Genomic DNA, 16847 nt, shown 5'->3' on the forward strand with positions numbered 1-16847 from the left:
AGTTAACCTACTAATTAGTTATAAATAAAATGGCAAAAGAAAAATTTGACCGCAGTAAACCGCACTTAAACATCGGTACAATTGGTCACGTGGATCACGGTAAAACAACTTTAACAGCGGCTATTACAAAAGTTTTAGCTGATGCTGGTTTAACTGAGGCACGTTCATTCGATTCAATTGACTCTGCTCCAGAGGAAAAAGAAAGAGGTATTACTATCAATACAGCTCACGTTGAGTATTCAACAGCTAACCGTCACTATGCACACGTTGACTGTCCAGGTCACGCGGATTACGTGAAAAACATGGTTACTGGTGCTGCTCAAATGGACGGTGCAATTATCGTTGTTGCTGCTACTGATGGTCCAATGCCACAAACACGTGAGCACATCTTATTGGCTCGTCAGGTTGGTGTGCCTTCATTGGTTGTATTCATGAACAAAGTGGATATGGTTGATGATCCAGAATTATTAGAACTAGTAGAAATGGAAGTTCGTGAATTATTATCTTTCTACGAATTCCCAGGTGATGATATTCCAGTAATCCAGGGTTCTGCTTTAGGTGGATTAAATGGTGATGCTAAATGGGTTGGTAAAATCATGGAATTAATGGATGCTGTTGATAGCTACATTCCAATTCCTCCACGTTTAACTGATCTTCCATTCTTGATGCCAGTTGAGGACGTATTCTCAATCACTGGTCGTGGTACAGTAGCAACTGGCCGTATCGAGCGTGGTGTAATCAACTCTGGAGATCCGGTTGAGATCTTAGGTATGGGTGCTGAGAACTTAAAATCTACAGTAACTGGTGTTGAGATGTTCCGTAAAATTCTAGATTACGGTGAAGCTGGTGATAACGTAGGTTTATTATTACGTGGTATTGAGAAAACTGATATCCGTCGTGGTATGGTAATCTGTAAACCAGGTTCAGTAACTCCTCACACTGATTTCAAAGCTGAGATCTATGTATTATCAAAAGCTGAAGGTGGTCGTCACACTCCATTCTTCAACAAATATCGTCCTCAATTCTATTTCCGTACCACAGACGTAACTGGTGAGATCTCACTAGCTGAAGGAACTGAAATGGTAATGCCAGGTGATAACGTTACAATCACAGTTAAATTAATTAACGCGATTGCAATGGAAAAAGGTCTACGTTTCGCTATCCGTGAAGGTGGTAGAACAGTAGGTGCTGGTCAGGTAACTGAAATCTTAGCTTAATTTAAGCTAACAATAACATAAAAAGAGCTAGTTTAGGCTAGCTCTTTTTTATACACACGGGAATAGTTCAACGGTAGAATAGAGGTCTCCAAAACCTTTGATCAGGGTTCGAATCCTTGTTCCCGTGCTTAACATAATGATTGAGTTCCAGAATGAGTGAATGATTGAATTTGAAACCTCGCTTTCAAGTAATATCATTCACTCATTTACTCATTCACACATTCAATAATTTGATATGGCTAAAGTAGTTGAGTTTATAAAAGAATCGTACGATGAAATGACCCAGAAGGTTACATGGCCAACCTGGGGCGAACTACAAAGTTCAGCAATTCTTGTGTTGGTAGCTTCTTTGATTATTGCATTGGTTATTTTTGCAATGGACAAAGGTTCTACATTTGTATTAGATACTTTTTATAAATCACTTTCTAATTAATATATACTAATGAGCGATCTAAAGTGGTATGTTGTAAGAGCTGTTAGCGGTAAAGAAAAGAAAGTAAAACAGTACATTGATGCTGAAATCAGCCGTTTAGGTTTCTCTCACCTGGTTCCTCAGGTTTTAATACCTATGGAAAAATATTACCAGATGAAAGATGGTAAGAAAATCGCCAAAGAACGTAACTTTTATCCTGGATATGTTTTAATTGAAGCTACCTTAGATGGGGAGTTGGAGCATATTATCAAAGGCATCAATAGTGTTATTGGTTTCTTAGGTGATAAAGCCGGTAACCCGATCCCTATGCGTCAGGCTGAAGTAAACCGCATCCTAGGCGTGGTCGACGAAATGAGTGAACAAGGCGAAACTATGAATGTTCCTTACTACGTAGGTGAAAACATTAAAGTAATGGACGGTCCTTTCAACGGATTCTCTGGTATTATCGAAGAAGTTAACGAAGAGAAAAAGAAACTGAAAGTAATGGTTAAAATCTTTGGTCGTAAAACACCGCTTGAGCTTAACTACATGCAGGTAGAAAAAGAGTAAGAATTTATTTTTAAAATATATTGTAGGACTGCAAGATTATCCATATCTTTGCAGTCCTTTTAGTTTTATAGGAACATAAAGGAATTAAATGTTACATGCTTCCAATATTTAACATTGAGTTTTAAATAAACAAAAAACACAAAATGGCAAAAGAAGTCAGTGCAATGATCAAATTACAGATCAAAGGCGGAGCGGCAAATCCATCGCCACCAGTAGGACCTGCATTAGGTGCTAAAGGGGTGAACATTATGGAGTTTTGCAAACAGTACAACGCTCGTACCCAAGATAAAGCAGGTAAAGTATTGCCAGTTGTAATTACTGTTTATGCTGATAAGTCATTCGATTTCATCATCAAAACCCCTCCGGTAGCTATCCAGTTAAAAGATGCTACTAAATTACAGAGTGGTTCTGCTGAGCCTAACCGTAAGAAAGTTGGGTCGGTGACCTGGGACCAGATTAAAGTTATTGCTGAAGATAAAATGCCTGATTTAAATGCATTTACAATCGAATCTGCAATGAGTATGGTTGCTGGAACAGCACGCAGTATGGGAATCACCGTTTCTGGTGACGCACCCTGGAACAATTAATTAAAAAACAGTTTACAACAGTGGCGAAATTAACTAAAAATCAAAAAAAGGCACATGCTAAAATAGAAGCTGGTAAAGCTTATACTTTGAAGGATGCTGCTGCTTTGGTAAAAGAAATCACTACTACTAAATTCGATGCTTCAGTTGATATTGATGTATCTTTAGGCGTAGATCCACGTAAAGCCAATCAAATGGTACGTGGTATTGCTACTTTACCACACGGAACAGGTAAAACTGTACGTGTTTTAGCTTTAGTAACTCCTGATAAGGAAGAAGAAGCAAAAGCAGCTGGCGCAGACTTCGTTGGTTTAGACGAGTATGTTGCTAAAATTGAAGGTGGTTGGACCGATGTAGACATTATTATCACTACACCAGCTTGTATGGCTAAGGTAGGTAAATTGGGCCGTGTTTTAGGTCCAAGAAACTTAATGCCTAACCCAAAATCTGGAACAGTAACCAACGAAGTTGGTAAAGCTGTAACAGAGGTTAAAGCAGGTAAGATTGATTTTAAAGTAGACAAAACGGGTATCATACACGCCTCGATAGGAAAAGTATCATTCCCAGCAGACAAAATTTATGAAAACGCACTTGAAATCATTCAGGTAATTTCTAAATTGAAACCATCTGCTGCAAAAGGAACTTATTTTAAAAGCATTCACGTGTCTTCTACAATGAGTCCTGGGATTGCAATTGAAACCAAATCAGTAGCGGGGATCTAATCATGAACAGAGAAGAAAAAAACGAAGTAGTTTTAGAACTACAAGGACAAATGCAAGAGTATGGCAATTTTTATATTGCTGATACATCTAGCCTTTCTGTTGAGCAGATTAATAACATCCGTCGCAAATGTTTTGAAGGCGATATTATCATGAAAGTGGCTAAAAACTCTTTAATCCGCAAAGCGATTGAAGGTTTAGATGGCGACGCTTCAGAGATATATGACGCATTAAAAGGTTCATCATCATTATTATTCTCGAAAACAGCTAATGCTCCGGCAAAGTTGATTAAAGCTTTGAGAAAAACATCTGATAAACCTGTGCTTAAGGCAGCATTTATAGATTCATCAGTTTATGTTGGCGACGACCAGTTAAATAACCTGGTAAGCTTGAAATCAAGAGAAGAGCTTATCGGAGATATCATTGGATTGTTACAGTCACCAGCTAAAAATGTTCTATCTGCACTTCAGTCAGGCGGTAACAAAATTGCAGGAATTGTTAAAACTCTACAAGAAAGAGAAGGTTAACGAACACCTTAAGTTCGCAAATTAAACAAAATTATTTTTACGTAAATTTTTAAAATCTTAATAAAATGGCAGATTTAAAAGCGTTTGCTGAGCAATTAGTAAACTTAACAGTTAAAGAAGTTAATGAATTAGCTCAAATCTTAAAAGACGAGTATGGTATTGAGCCTGCAGCTGCTGCTGTAGTTGCTGGTCCTGCTGCTGGTGGTGATGCACCTGCTGCTGCTGCAGAAAAAACATCATTTGATGTAATCTTAAAAGAAGCTGGTGGTCAGAAATTAGCAGTTGTAAAACTGGTAAAAGACTTAACTGGTTTAGGTTTGAAAGAAGCTAAAGACTTAGTTGACGGTGCACCAAAAGAATTAAAAGCTGGTGTTGCTAAAGACGAAGCAGAAGCTCTTAAAAAACAATTAGAAGAAGCTGGAGCAGTAGTTGAAATTAAGTAATCACTTAATTTAGCTAAGCTAAAAATGTATTAGACACCGACTGAAAATGTCGGTGTCTTTACCTGTTTATAAACACCTCATTTTGTTTGGTTAATGAGACTGTTTAAAACCCGAACCAAACAAATAGTTTATTCTTAAACTAAAATCTTTTAGTCCATTGGCAAAGACAGTCGAACAAAGAGTAAATTTTGCAACTAGTAAGCACATTATAGATTATCCGGATTTTCTGGATGTGCAATTGCAATCATTCAGAGAATTTTTCCAGATAGATACCACTTCAGACGATCGCTCTAGCGAGGGTTTGTTCAAAGTGTTTGCTGAAAACTTTCCAATAACAGATTCAAGAAATATCTTCGTATTAGAATTTCTTGATTATTTTGTTGATCCGCCACGTTACGATATACACGAGTGTATTGAGCGTGGATTAACCTACAATGTTCCATTAAAGGCAAAGCTAAAGCTTTCTTGTAATGACGTAGAGCATGAGGACTTTGAAACCATCATTCAGGATGTGTACCTAGGTACAATTCCTTATATGACACCAAAAGGTACGTTTGTAATCAACGGTGCGGAACGTGTTATCGTTTCTCAGTTACACCGTTCTCCAGGTGTGTTCTTCGGCCAAAGCCGTCACACCAATGGAACAAAGTTGTACTCTGCACGTGTTATTCCTTTCAAAGGATCATGGATCGAGTTTGCTACTGACGTGAATAACGTGATGTATGCTTATATCGATCGTAAGAAAAAATTCCCGGTTACCACTTTATTACGTGCTATCGGTTACGATTCTGATAAAGATATCCTTGAACTTTTTGATCTTGCTGACGAAGTGAAAGTTAGTAAATCAGGTTTAAAGAAATATATCGGTCGTAAACTGGCAGCAAGGGTTCTAAAGAAATGGGTTGAAGATTTTGTAGATGAAGATACAGGTGAGGTAGTTTCTATCGACCGTAATGAAGTGATTCTTGAAAGAGAAACCGTTCTAGAAGACGAACACATTGATATGGTTATCGAAGCTGGCGTGAAAAGCATTATCTTATCTAAAGAAGATGGCGCAAGTCAGGCAGATTATACCATTATTTATAATACATTACAAAAAGATACCTCTAACTCAGAGAAAGAAGCAGTTGAAAACATCTATCGTGCTTTGCGTAACGCAGAACCACCTGATGAGGAAACTGCCCGTGGTATCATTGATCGTTTATTCTTCTCGGATAAACGTTACGATTTAGGGGATGTTGGTCGTTACCGCATCAACCGTAAATTGAAAATGAATACCCCTGATGAGGTTAAGGTGTTAACAAAAGCAGATATTATTGCAATTGTTAAATACCTGATCAAACTGATTAACTCTAAAGAAGAGGTGGATGATATTGACCACTTATCAAACCGTCGTGTACGTACGGTAGGTGAGCAGTTATACGCACAGTTCGGTGTTGGTTTAGCCCGTATGGCCAGAACAATCCGTGAGCGTATGAACATTCGCGATAACGAGGTGTTTACCCCAACTGATTTGATTAACGCACGTACGTTGTCATCAGTAATCAACTCTTTCTTTGGTACCAATCAGCTATCTCAGTTTATGGACCAAACAAATCCATTGGCAGAGATTACTCACAAACGCCGTTTGTCAGCTTTAGGTCCAGGTGGTTTATCACGTGAGAGAGCTGGTTTTGAGGTACGTGACGTTCACTATACTCACTACGGTCGTTTGTGTACAATCGAAACACCAGAGGGACCAAATATTGGTTTGATTTCATCACTTTGTGTGCATGCTAAAATCAATAATTTAGGTTTCATTGAAACACCTTACAAACGTGTTGAAGATGGTAAAGTAGTTGTAGATTCAGACGTTATCTACTTATCTGCTGAAGATGAAGATGGAAAAACCATTGCTCAGGCAAATGCAGAATATGATGATAATGGTGTATTTACTACTCCGCGTGTAAAAGCACGTTATGAAGGTGACTTCCCGATTATTGAGCCTGAGAAATTAGACTTAATGGACGTTGCACCTAACCAGATTACTTCAATCGCTGCTTCGCTGATTCCGTTCTTAGAACATGATGATGCGAACAGGGCATTGATGGGATCGAACATGCAACGTCAGGCCGTACCATTGTTACGTCCTGAAGCGCCGATTGTTGGTACAGGTTTGGAAGGTCGCGTTGCACGTGACTCGAGAACTTTGATCAACGCTGAAGGTGATGGTGTTGTAGAATATGTAGATGCTAATGAAATTACCATTAAATATGAACGCGACGAGAACGATCGTTTAGTTTCATTTGAAGGTGATAGCAAAACTTACCGTTTAATTAAATTCAAGAAAACCAACCAGAATACTTGTATCAACTTGAAGCCAATTGTTAAAAAAGGCCAGAAAGTTACTAAAGGACAAGTACTTTGTGAGGGTTATGCAACTGAAAATGGTGAGTTGGCGTTGGGTAGAAACCTGAAAGTGGCATTCATGCCTTGGCAAGGTTTCAACTTTGAGGATGCGATTGTAATCAACGAGCGTATTGTTCGTGATGACGTTTTCACCTCATTGCATATTGAAGAGTTTGAATTAGAGGTACGCGATACTAAACGTGGAGAAGAGGAATTAACACCAGATATCCCGAACGTTTCTGAAGAGGCTACAAAAGACTTAGATGAAAATGGTATTATCCGTGTTGGTGCTGATGTAAAAGAAGGTGATATTTTAATTGGTAAGATTACACCGAAAGGGGAATCTGATCCTTCACCTGAGGAGAAATTATTACGTGCTATCTTTGGTGATAAAGCAGGCGACGTTAAAGATGCGTCTTTAAAAACACCTCCTTCAATCCAGGGTGTAGTAATTGATACCAAATTATTCAGCCGTGCTAAGAAAACGACAAAAGCCGAAGAGAAATCAGCTATTGAGAAATTAGATAAGAACTATAACAACGCAACCGATAAGTTGAAAAATGAATTGGTTGATAAATTGTTCACTATTGTAAATGGTAAAACATCTCAGGGTGTTTTCAATATCTACAAGGAACTATTGGTTGCTAAAGGCGCTAAATTTACTCAGAAAATTTTAACAGACATCGATTATAATCACATTAGCCCTAATAAATGGACAACTGATGATGATAAAAATGAGATGATTAAACTGTTGCTTCACAATTACGGTATCCGTGTTAACGAAGAATTAGGTGCTTACAAACGTGATAAGTTTGCGATTAGTGTAGGTGATGAACTTCCATCGGGAATTGTACAAATGGCAAAAGTTTATGTTGCTAAAAAACGTAAGTTAAAAGTAGGTGATAAAATGGCAGGACGCCACGGTAACAAAGGTATTGTAGCACGTATTGTACGTGATGAAGATATGCCTTTCTTATCAGACGGTAGTCCGGTTGATATCGTATTGAACCCACTGGGTGTACCTTCACGTATGAACCTTGGCCAGATCTATGAAACTGTACTGGCATGGGCTGGTAAAGAATTGGGTGTTAAATTTGCAACCCCGATTTTTGATGGTGCTACTCATGATGAGGTAGAAGAGTGGATTGCTAAAGCGGGTGTTCCTGCTTCAGGGAAAACCTACCTTTATAATGGTTTAACTGGTGAGCGTTTCGATCAGACTACTACAGTGGGTATTATGTACATGCTGAAATTAGGTCACATGGTTGATGATAAGATGCACGCCCGTTCAATCGGACCATACTCATTAATTACACAACAACCATTGGGTGGTAAAGCACAGTTTGGCGGTCAGCGTTTTGGTGAGATGGAGGTTTGGGCATTAGAGGCATTTGGTGCTGCTAATATTCTTCAGGAGATCTTAACCGTTAAATCGGATGATGTGATCGGAAGAGCTAAAACCTACGAAGCCATTGTTAAAGGTGAGAACCTGCCAACTCCTGGTGTACCAGAATCATTCAACGTATTGGTACATGAGTTACGCGGTTTAGGTTTAGATATTACGTTAGATTAACTAAGGTAGAAGGTAAAAAGGTAGAATGTTGCGGGTTTAAACGCCCAAACCTTCTACCTTTCAACCCTCAGCCTTTAACCTTATACAAGAGATATGTCTTACAAAAAGGATAATAAATTAAAAAGCAATTTCACATCAATCACGATTAGCTTATCGTCTCCGGAAATTATTCTGGAACGTTCAAGCGGTGAGGTGTTGAAACCGGAAACCATTAACTACCGTACTTACAAACCTGAACGTGATGGTTTGTTTTGCGAGCGTATTTTCGGTCCGGTAAAAGATTACGAATGTCATTGCGGTAAATACAAGCGTATCCGTTATAAAGGTATTGTTTGTGATCGTTGTGGTGTTGAGGTAACTGAAAAGAAAGTTCGTCGTGAGCGTATGGGGCACATCGCTTTGGTGGTTCCTGTAGCACACATCTGGTACTTCCGTTCATTACCTAATAAAATCGGTTATTTATTAGGTCTACCTACTAAAAAATTAGATTTAATTATCTATTACGAGCGTTACGTAGTTATTCAATCAGGCTTAATGGCTGAAGAAGGTATCAACTACATGGACTTCCTTACAGAAGAAGAATATTTAGATATCTTAGATAAATTACCTAAAGAAAACCAATACCTGGATGATAAAGATCCTAATAAATTCATTGCCAAAATGGGTGCTGAAGCATTAGAAGATTTATTAAAACGTATTGATTTAGATACTTTATCTTATGACTTACGTCACCAGGCTGCTAACGAAACATCTCAACAACGTAAAAATGAGGCTTTAAAGCGTCTTCAGGTTGTTGAAGCTTTCCGTGGTGCTAATACACGTATTGAGAATCGCCCAGAGTGGATGATTGTTAAAATTGTTCCGGTTATTCCACCAGAATTACGTCCTTTAGTTCCATTAGAAGGTGGTCGTTTCGCTACATCTGATTTAAATGATTTATACCGTCGTGTAATTATCCGAAACAATCGTTTAAAACGTTTGATCGAGATTAAAGCACCAGAAGTGATTTTACGTAACGAAAAACGTATGTTACAGGAAGCTGTAGATTCGTTATTCGACAACTCACGTAAAGTTAACGCGGTAAAAACTGAGGGTAACCGTGCCTTAAAGTCACTTTCAGATATTTTGAAAGGTAAGCAAGGTCGTTTCCGTCAGAACTTATTAGGTAAACGTGTGGATTATTCAGCTCGTTCGGTAATTGTTGTAGGGCCTAGCCTTAAATTACACGAGTGTGGAATTCCTAAAGATATGGCTGCTGAACTTTACAAACCATTCATCATCCGTAAGATGATTGAGCGTGGTGTGGTAAAAACAGTTAAATCAGCCAAGAAAATTGTTGATCGTAAAGATCCTTTGGTTTGGGATATCCTGGAGAACGTGTTAAAAGGTCACCCGGTATTATTAAACCGTGCACCTACGCTACACAGATTAGGTATTCAGGCTTTCCAGCCAAAACTAATTGAAGGAAAAGCGATTCAGTTACACCCGTTAGTTTGTACCGCATTCAACGCCGATTTTGACGGTGACCAGATGGCTGTTCACTTACCTTTAGGTAATGCAGCAATTTTGGAAGCCCAGGTATTAATGCTGGCAGCTCACAACATCTTGAACCCTGCAAACGGTACTCCAATTACAGTACCATCACAGGATATGGTTTTAGGTCTTTATTACATTACTAAAGGCCGTAGAACTGATGAAACAAGAGTTGTAAAAGGACAGGATTCTGCTTTCTATTCTCCGGAAGAGGTTATTATTGCTTATAACGAGAAAGAATTGGATTTACATGCATTTATCAAAGTAAGGGTAAATGTGAAGCAAGCTGATGGTTCTATCGTTAATAAATTAACTGAAACCACTGTAGGTAGGGTATTATTCAACCAAATGGTTCCTGATGAAGTTGGTTATATCAATGAATTATTAACTAAAAAATCGTTAAGAGATATTATCGGTGAGGTAGTTAAAATGACTGGTATGGCTCGTTCATCGCAGTTCTTAGATGATATCAAAGAATTAGGTTTCCGCATGGCGTTCCAGGGAGGTTTATCGTTCAACTTACAAGACGTAAACATTCCGGTAGAAAAACATACTTTACTAGAGCAGGCTGCTAACGAAGTTGAAGAAGTAAGAAACAACTATAACATGGGTTTCATTACAAACAACGAGCGTTACAACCAGATTATCGATATCTGGACCCGTATCAACAACAGGTTAACTACATTCGTAATGAATCAGTTATCCAGTGATAACCAGGGTTTCAACTCTGTTTATATGATGCTTGATTCAGGAGCCCGTGGTTCTAAAGAGCAGATTCGTCAGCTTTGCGGAATGAGGGGATTGATGGCGAAACCGCAAAAATCAGGTTCAGGTGGTGATATCATCGAAAACCCGATCTTATCAAACTTTAAAGAAGGTTTATCTGTATTAGAGTACTTCATCTCTACCCACGGTGCCCGTAAAGGTTTGGCGGATACGGCATTAAAAACGGCGGATGCGGGTTACTTAACTCGTCGTTTACACGATGTTGCTCAGGATATGATTGTTAATGATGTTGATTGTGGTACTTTAAGAGGTATGTACACTACAGCATTAAAGGATAATGAAGATATCGTTGAGCCATTATATGACAGAATTTTAGGTCGTACTTCGTTACATGATGTATATAATCCTTTGGATAATACATTATTAATAGGTGCTGGTGAAGATATCAACGAAGATGTTGCCAAATTAATTGACGAGTCTCCGTTAGAAGGAATCGAAATTCGTTCGGTATTAACCTGTGAAGCTAAACGTGGTGTTTGTGCATTATGTTACGGACGTAACCTGGCTTCAGGTAAACGTGTTCAAAGAGGTGAAGCAGTTGGTGTAATTGCAGCGCAATCTATCGGTGAGCCGGGTACACAGTTAACACTTCGTACCTTCCACGTGGGTGGTACTGCATCGAACATCGCTGCAGAATCAAACATCGTAGCTAAGTTTGATGGTGTTATCGAGTTTGAAAATATCCGTACCGTTGATACACAAACTGAAGATGGTAAAGTAGAGGTTGTACTAGGCCGTTCAGGTGAGTTCAGAATTGTTGAACCTGGAAGCGGTAGAGTTATCGTTACCAACAACATTCCATATGGTGCATTCTTATTCGTTAAAGAAGGTGATAAAGTTTCCAAAGGCGATAAGATTTGTTCATGGGATCCTTACAACGCGGTTATCATCTCTGAGTTTGCAGGTAAGGCACAATTCGATGCGATCATCGAAGGTGTAACTTTCCGTGAAGAATCAGATGAGCAAACTGGTCACCGTGAAAAAGTAATTATCGATACACGTGATAAAACTAAAAATCCTTCTGTTCAGATTGTTGACAAAAAAGGAGAGTTCATTAAAGGTTATAACATTCCGGTAGGTGCTCACGTTTCAGTTGATGAAGGTGAAACGATCCAGACTGGTCAGATCATCGCGAAGATTCCTCGTGCAACTGGTAAAACCCGTGATATTACGGGTGGTTTACCTCGTGTAACTGAGTTATTCGAGGCTCGTAACCCTTCGAACCCAGCGGTGGTAACGGAGATTGACGGTGTGGTAACTTTAGGTGGCGTTAAACGTGGTAATCGTGAGATTACAATCGAATCTAAAGATGGTGAAGTTAAAAAGTACCTTGTTCCATTGTCTAAACACATCCTTGTACAGGATAACGACTTTGTGAAAGCTGGTATGCCATTATCAGATGGTTCGATTTCTCCTGCGGATATCTTATCGATTAAAGGACCTGCAGCGGTTCAGGAATACCTGGTTAACGGTATCCAGGAAGTTTACCGTTTGCAAGGGGTGAAAATCAATGATAAGCACTTCGAGGTAATTGTTCACCAGATGATGCAGAAAGTTCATATCGAAGATCCGGGTGATACCATTTTCTTAGAAAATAACGCGGTTGACCGTTGGGATTTTGCAGAAGAGAATGATGCCATGTATGATAAAAAAGTGGTGGAAGATGCAGGTGATTCAAGCGACTTAAAACCAGGTCAGATTGTTTCGTTACGTAGATTAAGAGACGAAAATTCTCAATTGAAACGTAAAGATTTAAAACAGATCACGGTAAGAGATGCAAGACCAGCTACAGCAAGTTCTATCTTACAGGGTATTACCCGTGCATCATTAGGTACTAAATCGTTCATTTCTGCGGCTTCATTCCAGGAAACAACGAAAGTATTAAATGAGGCTGCTATTGCAGGTAAACGCGATAACATGCTAGGATTGAAAGAGAATGTGATCGTTGGTCACTTAATTCCTTCAGGAACAGGTGTTCGTGGTTACGAAAGAATCATCGTTGGTTCACAAGAAGAATACGATAAATTATTAGCTTCAAAACAAGAAGAAGTAGAAGCTTAATAAATTCTATCTTAAGTTTAAAGGGTTGTTCCATTAATTTGGAACAACCCTTTTTTATTGATAATATTTTAATGCATAGCCTTTAAACAGTACCTTTAAATTATTATTAATATTATACTATAATCAGCACCATGGATGAAAAACAGAATGAAAACCAGTTAAATATTGAACTGTCTGAAGAGATCGCAGAGGGTATTTTTTCCAATTTAGCAATTATTACCCATTCAAATACGGAGTTTGTACTCGATTTTATCCGGGTAATGCCAGGAATTCCAAAAGCAAAAGTGAAATCGAGAATCATACTTACGCCTGAACATGCGAAACGCCTTTTAAATGCGCTGGAGGATAATATTCAGAAATTTGAGGCCGTTAACGGGAGGATCAAGACGCAGGAGGAACCTCCTTTTCCGATGGGTTTCGGCGGTCCTACCGCGCAGGCATAACGCTTTTTAAATTCTTTTAAACAAATGTTTGCATGCTATGTTAGCATAGTATACATTTGTGTCATAACCATATATAAATGAAAAAAATTTTATTGAGCGTATTACTGTCTGCTCCACTTTGGGTTTTTGGGCAGGGTTTTCAGGTTAACTTACAGGGGCAAAAACAAATTGGTATGGCAGGTGCAGGTTCTGCACTACCACTGGATGAAGCATCTGTATTCTACAATCCTGGAGCAGTAAGTTTCTTAGAAAACAACTCCATTTCAGCAGGCGTAAACCCTTTACTCTTTAAATCAGCTTTCAGATTAAGCGGGTCAAATTTAACAGAGGATGTAAAAAATAAAATTGCTCCACCATTTGAAGCTTATGCAGTTTGGGGACCAAAATCTAATAAATGGAAGCTGGGACTGGGTGTTTATACCCCTTTTGGCGGAATGGTAGATTGGGGTAACGACTGGTCAGGCCGTTATGCGCTAACATCCTTAAATCTTAAAGCGATTTATTTCCAACCAACTTTGAGCGTTAAGATTACAGATCGTATAGGCATAGGTGCTGGATTCGTTTACAATCATGGAGAAGTGAACCTTCAACGTGCGCTTCCTGTTAATTTTGCTGACGGACGGTCTGGTCATGCTACTTTAGAAGGAACCGGTAAAGGTTATGGCTGGAATGCAGGCTTGTACATCAAAACCTTAAGTAATATTTCATTTGCCGTTGTACATAAATCGAAAGTGATTACCAAACTAGATGGTGGAACCGCAGAATTCGATGTGCCAAATTCTCTTAGAAGTTCATTCCCTGCGGGAAATACGTTCAATGCCGAATTGCCATTACCGGCGACTACTACTTTAGGTATTGGCATACCACTATCCAAAAGTACAACTTTGGCGTTTGATGCCAGTTGGGTTCAATGGCACATCTATCAGGAATTAGCGTTTGACTATGCCACCAATACTTCTGCCTTGGCAGATACTAAATCAGCCCGTAAATATCGTGACGGATCATCATTTAAACTGGGGATCAATCACCAGGCTTCAGAGAAGCTTGCTTTAAGAGCGGGTGTTGGATACGCTTTCTCACCTGTACAGGATGGGTACGTAACACCTGAAGCACCAGATGCAGACCGCTATATTTTAAGTGCAGGTTTAGGTTATACTCCTACAAAACATTTTGAGGTAAATGCTTCTTTCTTTTTCGAAGATGTTAAAGCAAGAAAACAGAAAAACATTGAAACAGGTTTGGACGGGACCTTCAAAACATTGGTTTATGCTCCAGGTCTTTCATTAACTTATAAATGGTAGGAGATATTGATATGAAAAAAATTATCTTAAATAGTTTTGTTGCTGCTACCATATTATTTGCAGCATCATGTAAACCTGAAATAGAAACACCAGCAGGAACAAGCGCCGGCTCTGCTAATTTCAGTAAATACATTGCCGTAGGTAACTCATTGACTTCCGGTTTTGCAGACGGTGGCTTATACCTCGAAGGACAGAAAGTTGCTTATCCGAATCTGATTGCAGCGAAAATGGCCGCTGTAGGGGGAGGGAGTTTCACCTCGCCATTCTTTACAGATGCTCAGGCAAATGGATCAGGATATTTAACTTTATCGGCTTTGGTTAATGGAACGCCAACACTAACACCAGTAGCTGGTAACGCCTGGAGAGATGCTCCAACTAATTCAAAACTTACAAAATACACTGGCGAGGTTCAGAATTTAGGTATTCCAGGGATGCGTGTAGACTTAGCATTTTCTGCCGCATATGCTGCAGTTAATCCTTACAGCGAACGTTTATTTACAGATGCACAATTGGGTTCAACTACTTATTTTCAGTTCATTCAGGGAAGAAACCATACTTTCTTTTCTTTATGGTTAGGCAATAATGATGCGCTTGGCTGGGCTACTAATGGTGGTGTGACAGCAGATGCTACTAATGTTTTAACCGATAAATCGACTTTTGCTTTACTATATTCCAACCTGGTAAATGCCTTAACGGCAGGTGGTCAGAAAGGTGTAGTGGGTACAATCCCTGATGTTACGGCAGTTCCATATTTCAATACGGTTACTGTTGCCGCATTACTCAATGCTGCGAAGGCGATTAACCCCGCTGCTGCTGCAATTTATATCCAAACTGGTACGAATTCTGTAAGAGCAGCTACCGCTGATGATTTGATTCGTTTACCTTTTCAATCAGCAGGTTTATTTGGTGTAGCCAACTCTGCCGGTCTTCCTTATGGCTTGCATCCTTTAAACCCTATTGCAAACAACTGGGTATTGGATAAAGACGAGGTTATTAAAGTAAAAGACTATGTTAATAGCTATAATACCAGTATTAAATCTCTTGCTAGTAGCAAAGGGTTAGCGGTTGCTGATACTTATAGCTATCTAAATTTGGTTAAAGCAGGTATTACTATACAGGGTATAGGCATCAACTCATCATTTATCACTGGTGGTGCATTCTCGTTAGATGGCATTCACCTAACGCCTCGCGGAAATGCAGTAATTGGTAACGTATTTATTGATGCTATCAATTCTACCTACGGATCAACCATTCCAACCATAGATATTACTCAGTACAGAGGAGTTAAGTTTCCTAACTAAAATTTGATTAATACTAAAAAAGGATTGATAATTTAACCCTTTTTTAGTATTAATTCTTCAATAAGCGCTATCATCCTAATTAACTCACCCGGCTCAAACCAGTTTATTTGTTCATCTCTCCTGAACCAGGTCAACTGCCTTTTTGCAAATCTCCTGGTATTTTGCTTGATGGCCATAACCGCCTCATTCAAGGAAATTTTATGGTCAAGGTAGTCGAAAATTTCACTATAACCAACTGTATTCAATGCATTATTATGTTTGAAGTGAATCAAACCTTTCACTTCATCAACCAACCCTTGATTAATCATTTGATCTACCCTCTTGTTTATTCTGTCATATAAAACAGCCCGATCTGTGTTTAAACCAATCTTAATCACTTCAAAAGGCCTTTGTTTTTTAGTTGAAGATAACATGGATGATAATTTTCGCCCTGTAGACAAGAAAACCTCCAATCCCCGGATCATTCGCTGGGGGTTGTTCTGATCGACTTTTGCAAAATATTCCGGATCGACTTCGGCCAACTGTTTTTGAATAACATCAATCCCCTCGGTTTGGTGTTGTTTGTTTAATCTGTCCCGAATGGAAAGATCAATTTCGGGCATTTTATCCAATCCGTTTAATAAGGCATTGACGTATAAGCCAGAACCTCCAACCAAAATGGCAATGTCGTTTTTCTCGAATATTTCATTTAAAACAGCCAGCGCCTGAATTTCAAAGTCGCCTGTGCTAAATAAATGTTCAACACTGTGTGAATTAATGAAATGATGTTTTGCTCCCGCGAGTTCCAAAGCATTAGGTTTTGCAGTTCCGATCTCCATTTCACGGAAAAACTGCCGTGAATCGGCAGAGAGGATCTCAGTACCGAAATGCTGCGCTAATTCTATAGCAAGAGCAGTTTTTCCAATAGCGGTTGGACCAACCACGGCAATTAAAGTTTTTGAAGACATTTGAAGATCAGTTAAAAAATAAAAGCTGCCGGTTTAAATACC

The 16847-nt window shown here is 39.0% G+C and carries 13 protein-coding genes and 1 tRNA gene; 13 read left to right on the forward strand and 1 reads right to left on the reverse strand.

Features of this window, described 5'->3' with window-relative positions; all coding sequences use genetic code 11:
• Positions 1-29 precede the first annotated feature (29 nt).
• The 13 genes from tuf to R2Q80_RS02030 all read left to right on the forward strand — a co-directional run bounded on the left by tuf (position 30) and on the right by R2Q80_RS02030 (position 15858).
• Positions 30-1217: an elongation factor Tu gene (tuf, locus tag R2Q80_RS01970; RefSeq protein WP_010601091.1), complete on the forward strand. Its 1188-nt coding sequence runs from the start codon at positions 30-32 to the stop codon at positions 1215-1217.
• A 56-nt stretch (positions 1218-1273) separates the two neighbouring features.
• Positions 1274-1344 (forward strand) — tRNA-Trp (locus tag R2Q80_RS01975).
• A gap of 108 nt (positions 1345-1452) precedes the next feature.
• Positions 1453-1650, forward strand: coding sequence for a preprotein translocase subunit SecE (gene secE / locus R2Q80_RS01980; protein WP_029279332.1), 198 nt, complete (start codon positions 1453-1455; stop codon positions 1648-1650).
• A gap of 9 nt (positions 1651-1659) precedes the next feature.
• On the forward strand, positions 1660-2199 hold the full coding sequence (gene nusG, locus R2Q80_RS01985) for a transcription termination/antitermination protein NusG (protein ID WP_010601093.1): 540 nt from the start codon (positions 1660-1662) through the stop codon (positions 2197-2199).
• 143 nt (positions 2200-2342) lie between these two features.
• Complete coding sequence (rplK, locus tag R2Q80_RS01990; RefSeq protein ID WP_010601094.1) at positions 2343-2786, forward strand: 50S ribosomal protein L11; 444 nt, start codon at positions 2343-2345, stop codon at positions 2784-2786.
• Positions 2787-2806: 20 nt separating this feature from the next.
• Complete coding sequence (rplA, locus tag R2Q80_RS01995; protein WP_025143259.1) at positions 2807-3505, forward strand: 50S ribosomal protein L1; 699 nt, start codon at positions 2807-2809, stop codon at positions 3503-3505.
• A 2-nt stretch (positions 3506-3507) separates the two neighbouring features.
• Positions 3508-4029 carry a 50S ribosomal protein L10 gene (gene rplJ / locus R2Q80_RS02000; RefSeq protein ID WP_316797972.1) on the forward strand — a complete coding sequence of 174 codons (522 nt, stop codon included), beginning with the start codon at positions 3508-3510 and terminating at the stop codon, positions 4027-4029.
• 65 nt (positions 4030-4094) lie between these two features.
• Positions 4095-4472, forward strand: coding sequence for a 50S ribosomal protein L7/L12 (gene rplL, locus R2Q80_RS02005; RefSeq protein WP_010601097.1), 378 nt, complete (start codon positions 4095-4097; stop codon positions 4470-4472).
• A gap of 157 nt (positions 4473-4629) precedes the next feature.
• Positions 4630-8433 carry a DNA-directed RNA polymerase subunit beta gene (rpoB, locus tag R2Q80_RS02010; protein ID WP_316797973.1) on the forward strand — a complete coding sequence of 1268 codons (3804 nt, stop codon included), beginning with the start codon at positions 4630-4632 and terminating at the stop codon, positions 8431-8433.
• Between the two features lie 93 nt (positions 8434-8526).
• Complete coding sequence (gene rpoC / locus R2Q80_RS02015; RefSeq protein ID WP_316797974.1) at positions 8527-12813, forward strand: DNA-directed RNA polymerase subunit beta'; 4287 nt, start codon at positions 8527-8529, stop codon at positions 12811-12813.
• A 131-nt stretch (positions 12814-12944) separates the two neighbouring features.
• Positions 12945-13256 (forward strand): DUF3467 domain-containing protein, encoded by a 312-nt coding sequence (locus R2Q80_RS02020; protein WP_316797975.1) that lies wholly within the window; start codon positions 12945-12947, stop codon positions 13254-13256.
• A 77-nt stretch (positions 13257-13333) separates the two neighbouring features.
• Positions 13334-14557: an OmpP1/FadL family transporter gene (locus R2Q80_RS02025; protein ID WP_316797976.1), complete on the forward strand. Its 1224-nt coding sequence runs from the start codon at positions 13334-13336 to the stop codon at positions 14555-14557.
• Positions 14558-14568: 11 nt separating this feature from the next.
• Positions 14569-15858 (forward strand): G-D-S-L family lipolytic protein, encoded by a 1290-nt coding sequence (locus R2Q80_RS02030; RefSeq protein WP_316797977.1) that lies wholly within the window; start codon positions 14569-14571, stop codon positions 15856-15858.
• A 32-nt stretch (positions 15859-15890) separates the two neighbouring features.
• Here the strand turns inward: R2Q80_RS02030 and miaA are convergent, their stop codons facing one another.
• Positions 15891-16805, reverse strand: coding sequence for a tRNA (adenosine(37)-N6)-dimethylallyltransferase MiaA (gene miaA, locus R2Q80_RS02035; protein ID WP_316797978.1), 915 nt, complete (start codon positions 16803-16805; stop codon positions 15891-15893).
• Positions 16806-16847: the final 42 nt, after the last annotated feature.

This window comes from Pedobacter frigidisoli (assembly GCF_032678525.1).
GTDB lineage: Bacteria > Bacteroidota > Bacteroidia > Sphingobacteriales > Sphingobacteriaceae > Pedobacter > Pedobacter frigidisoli_A.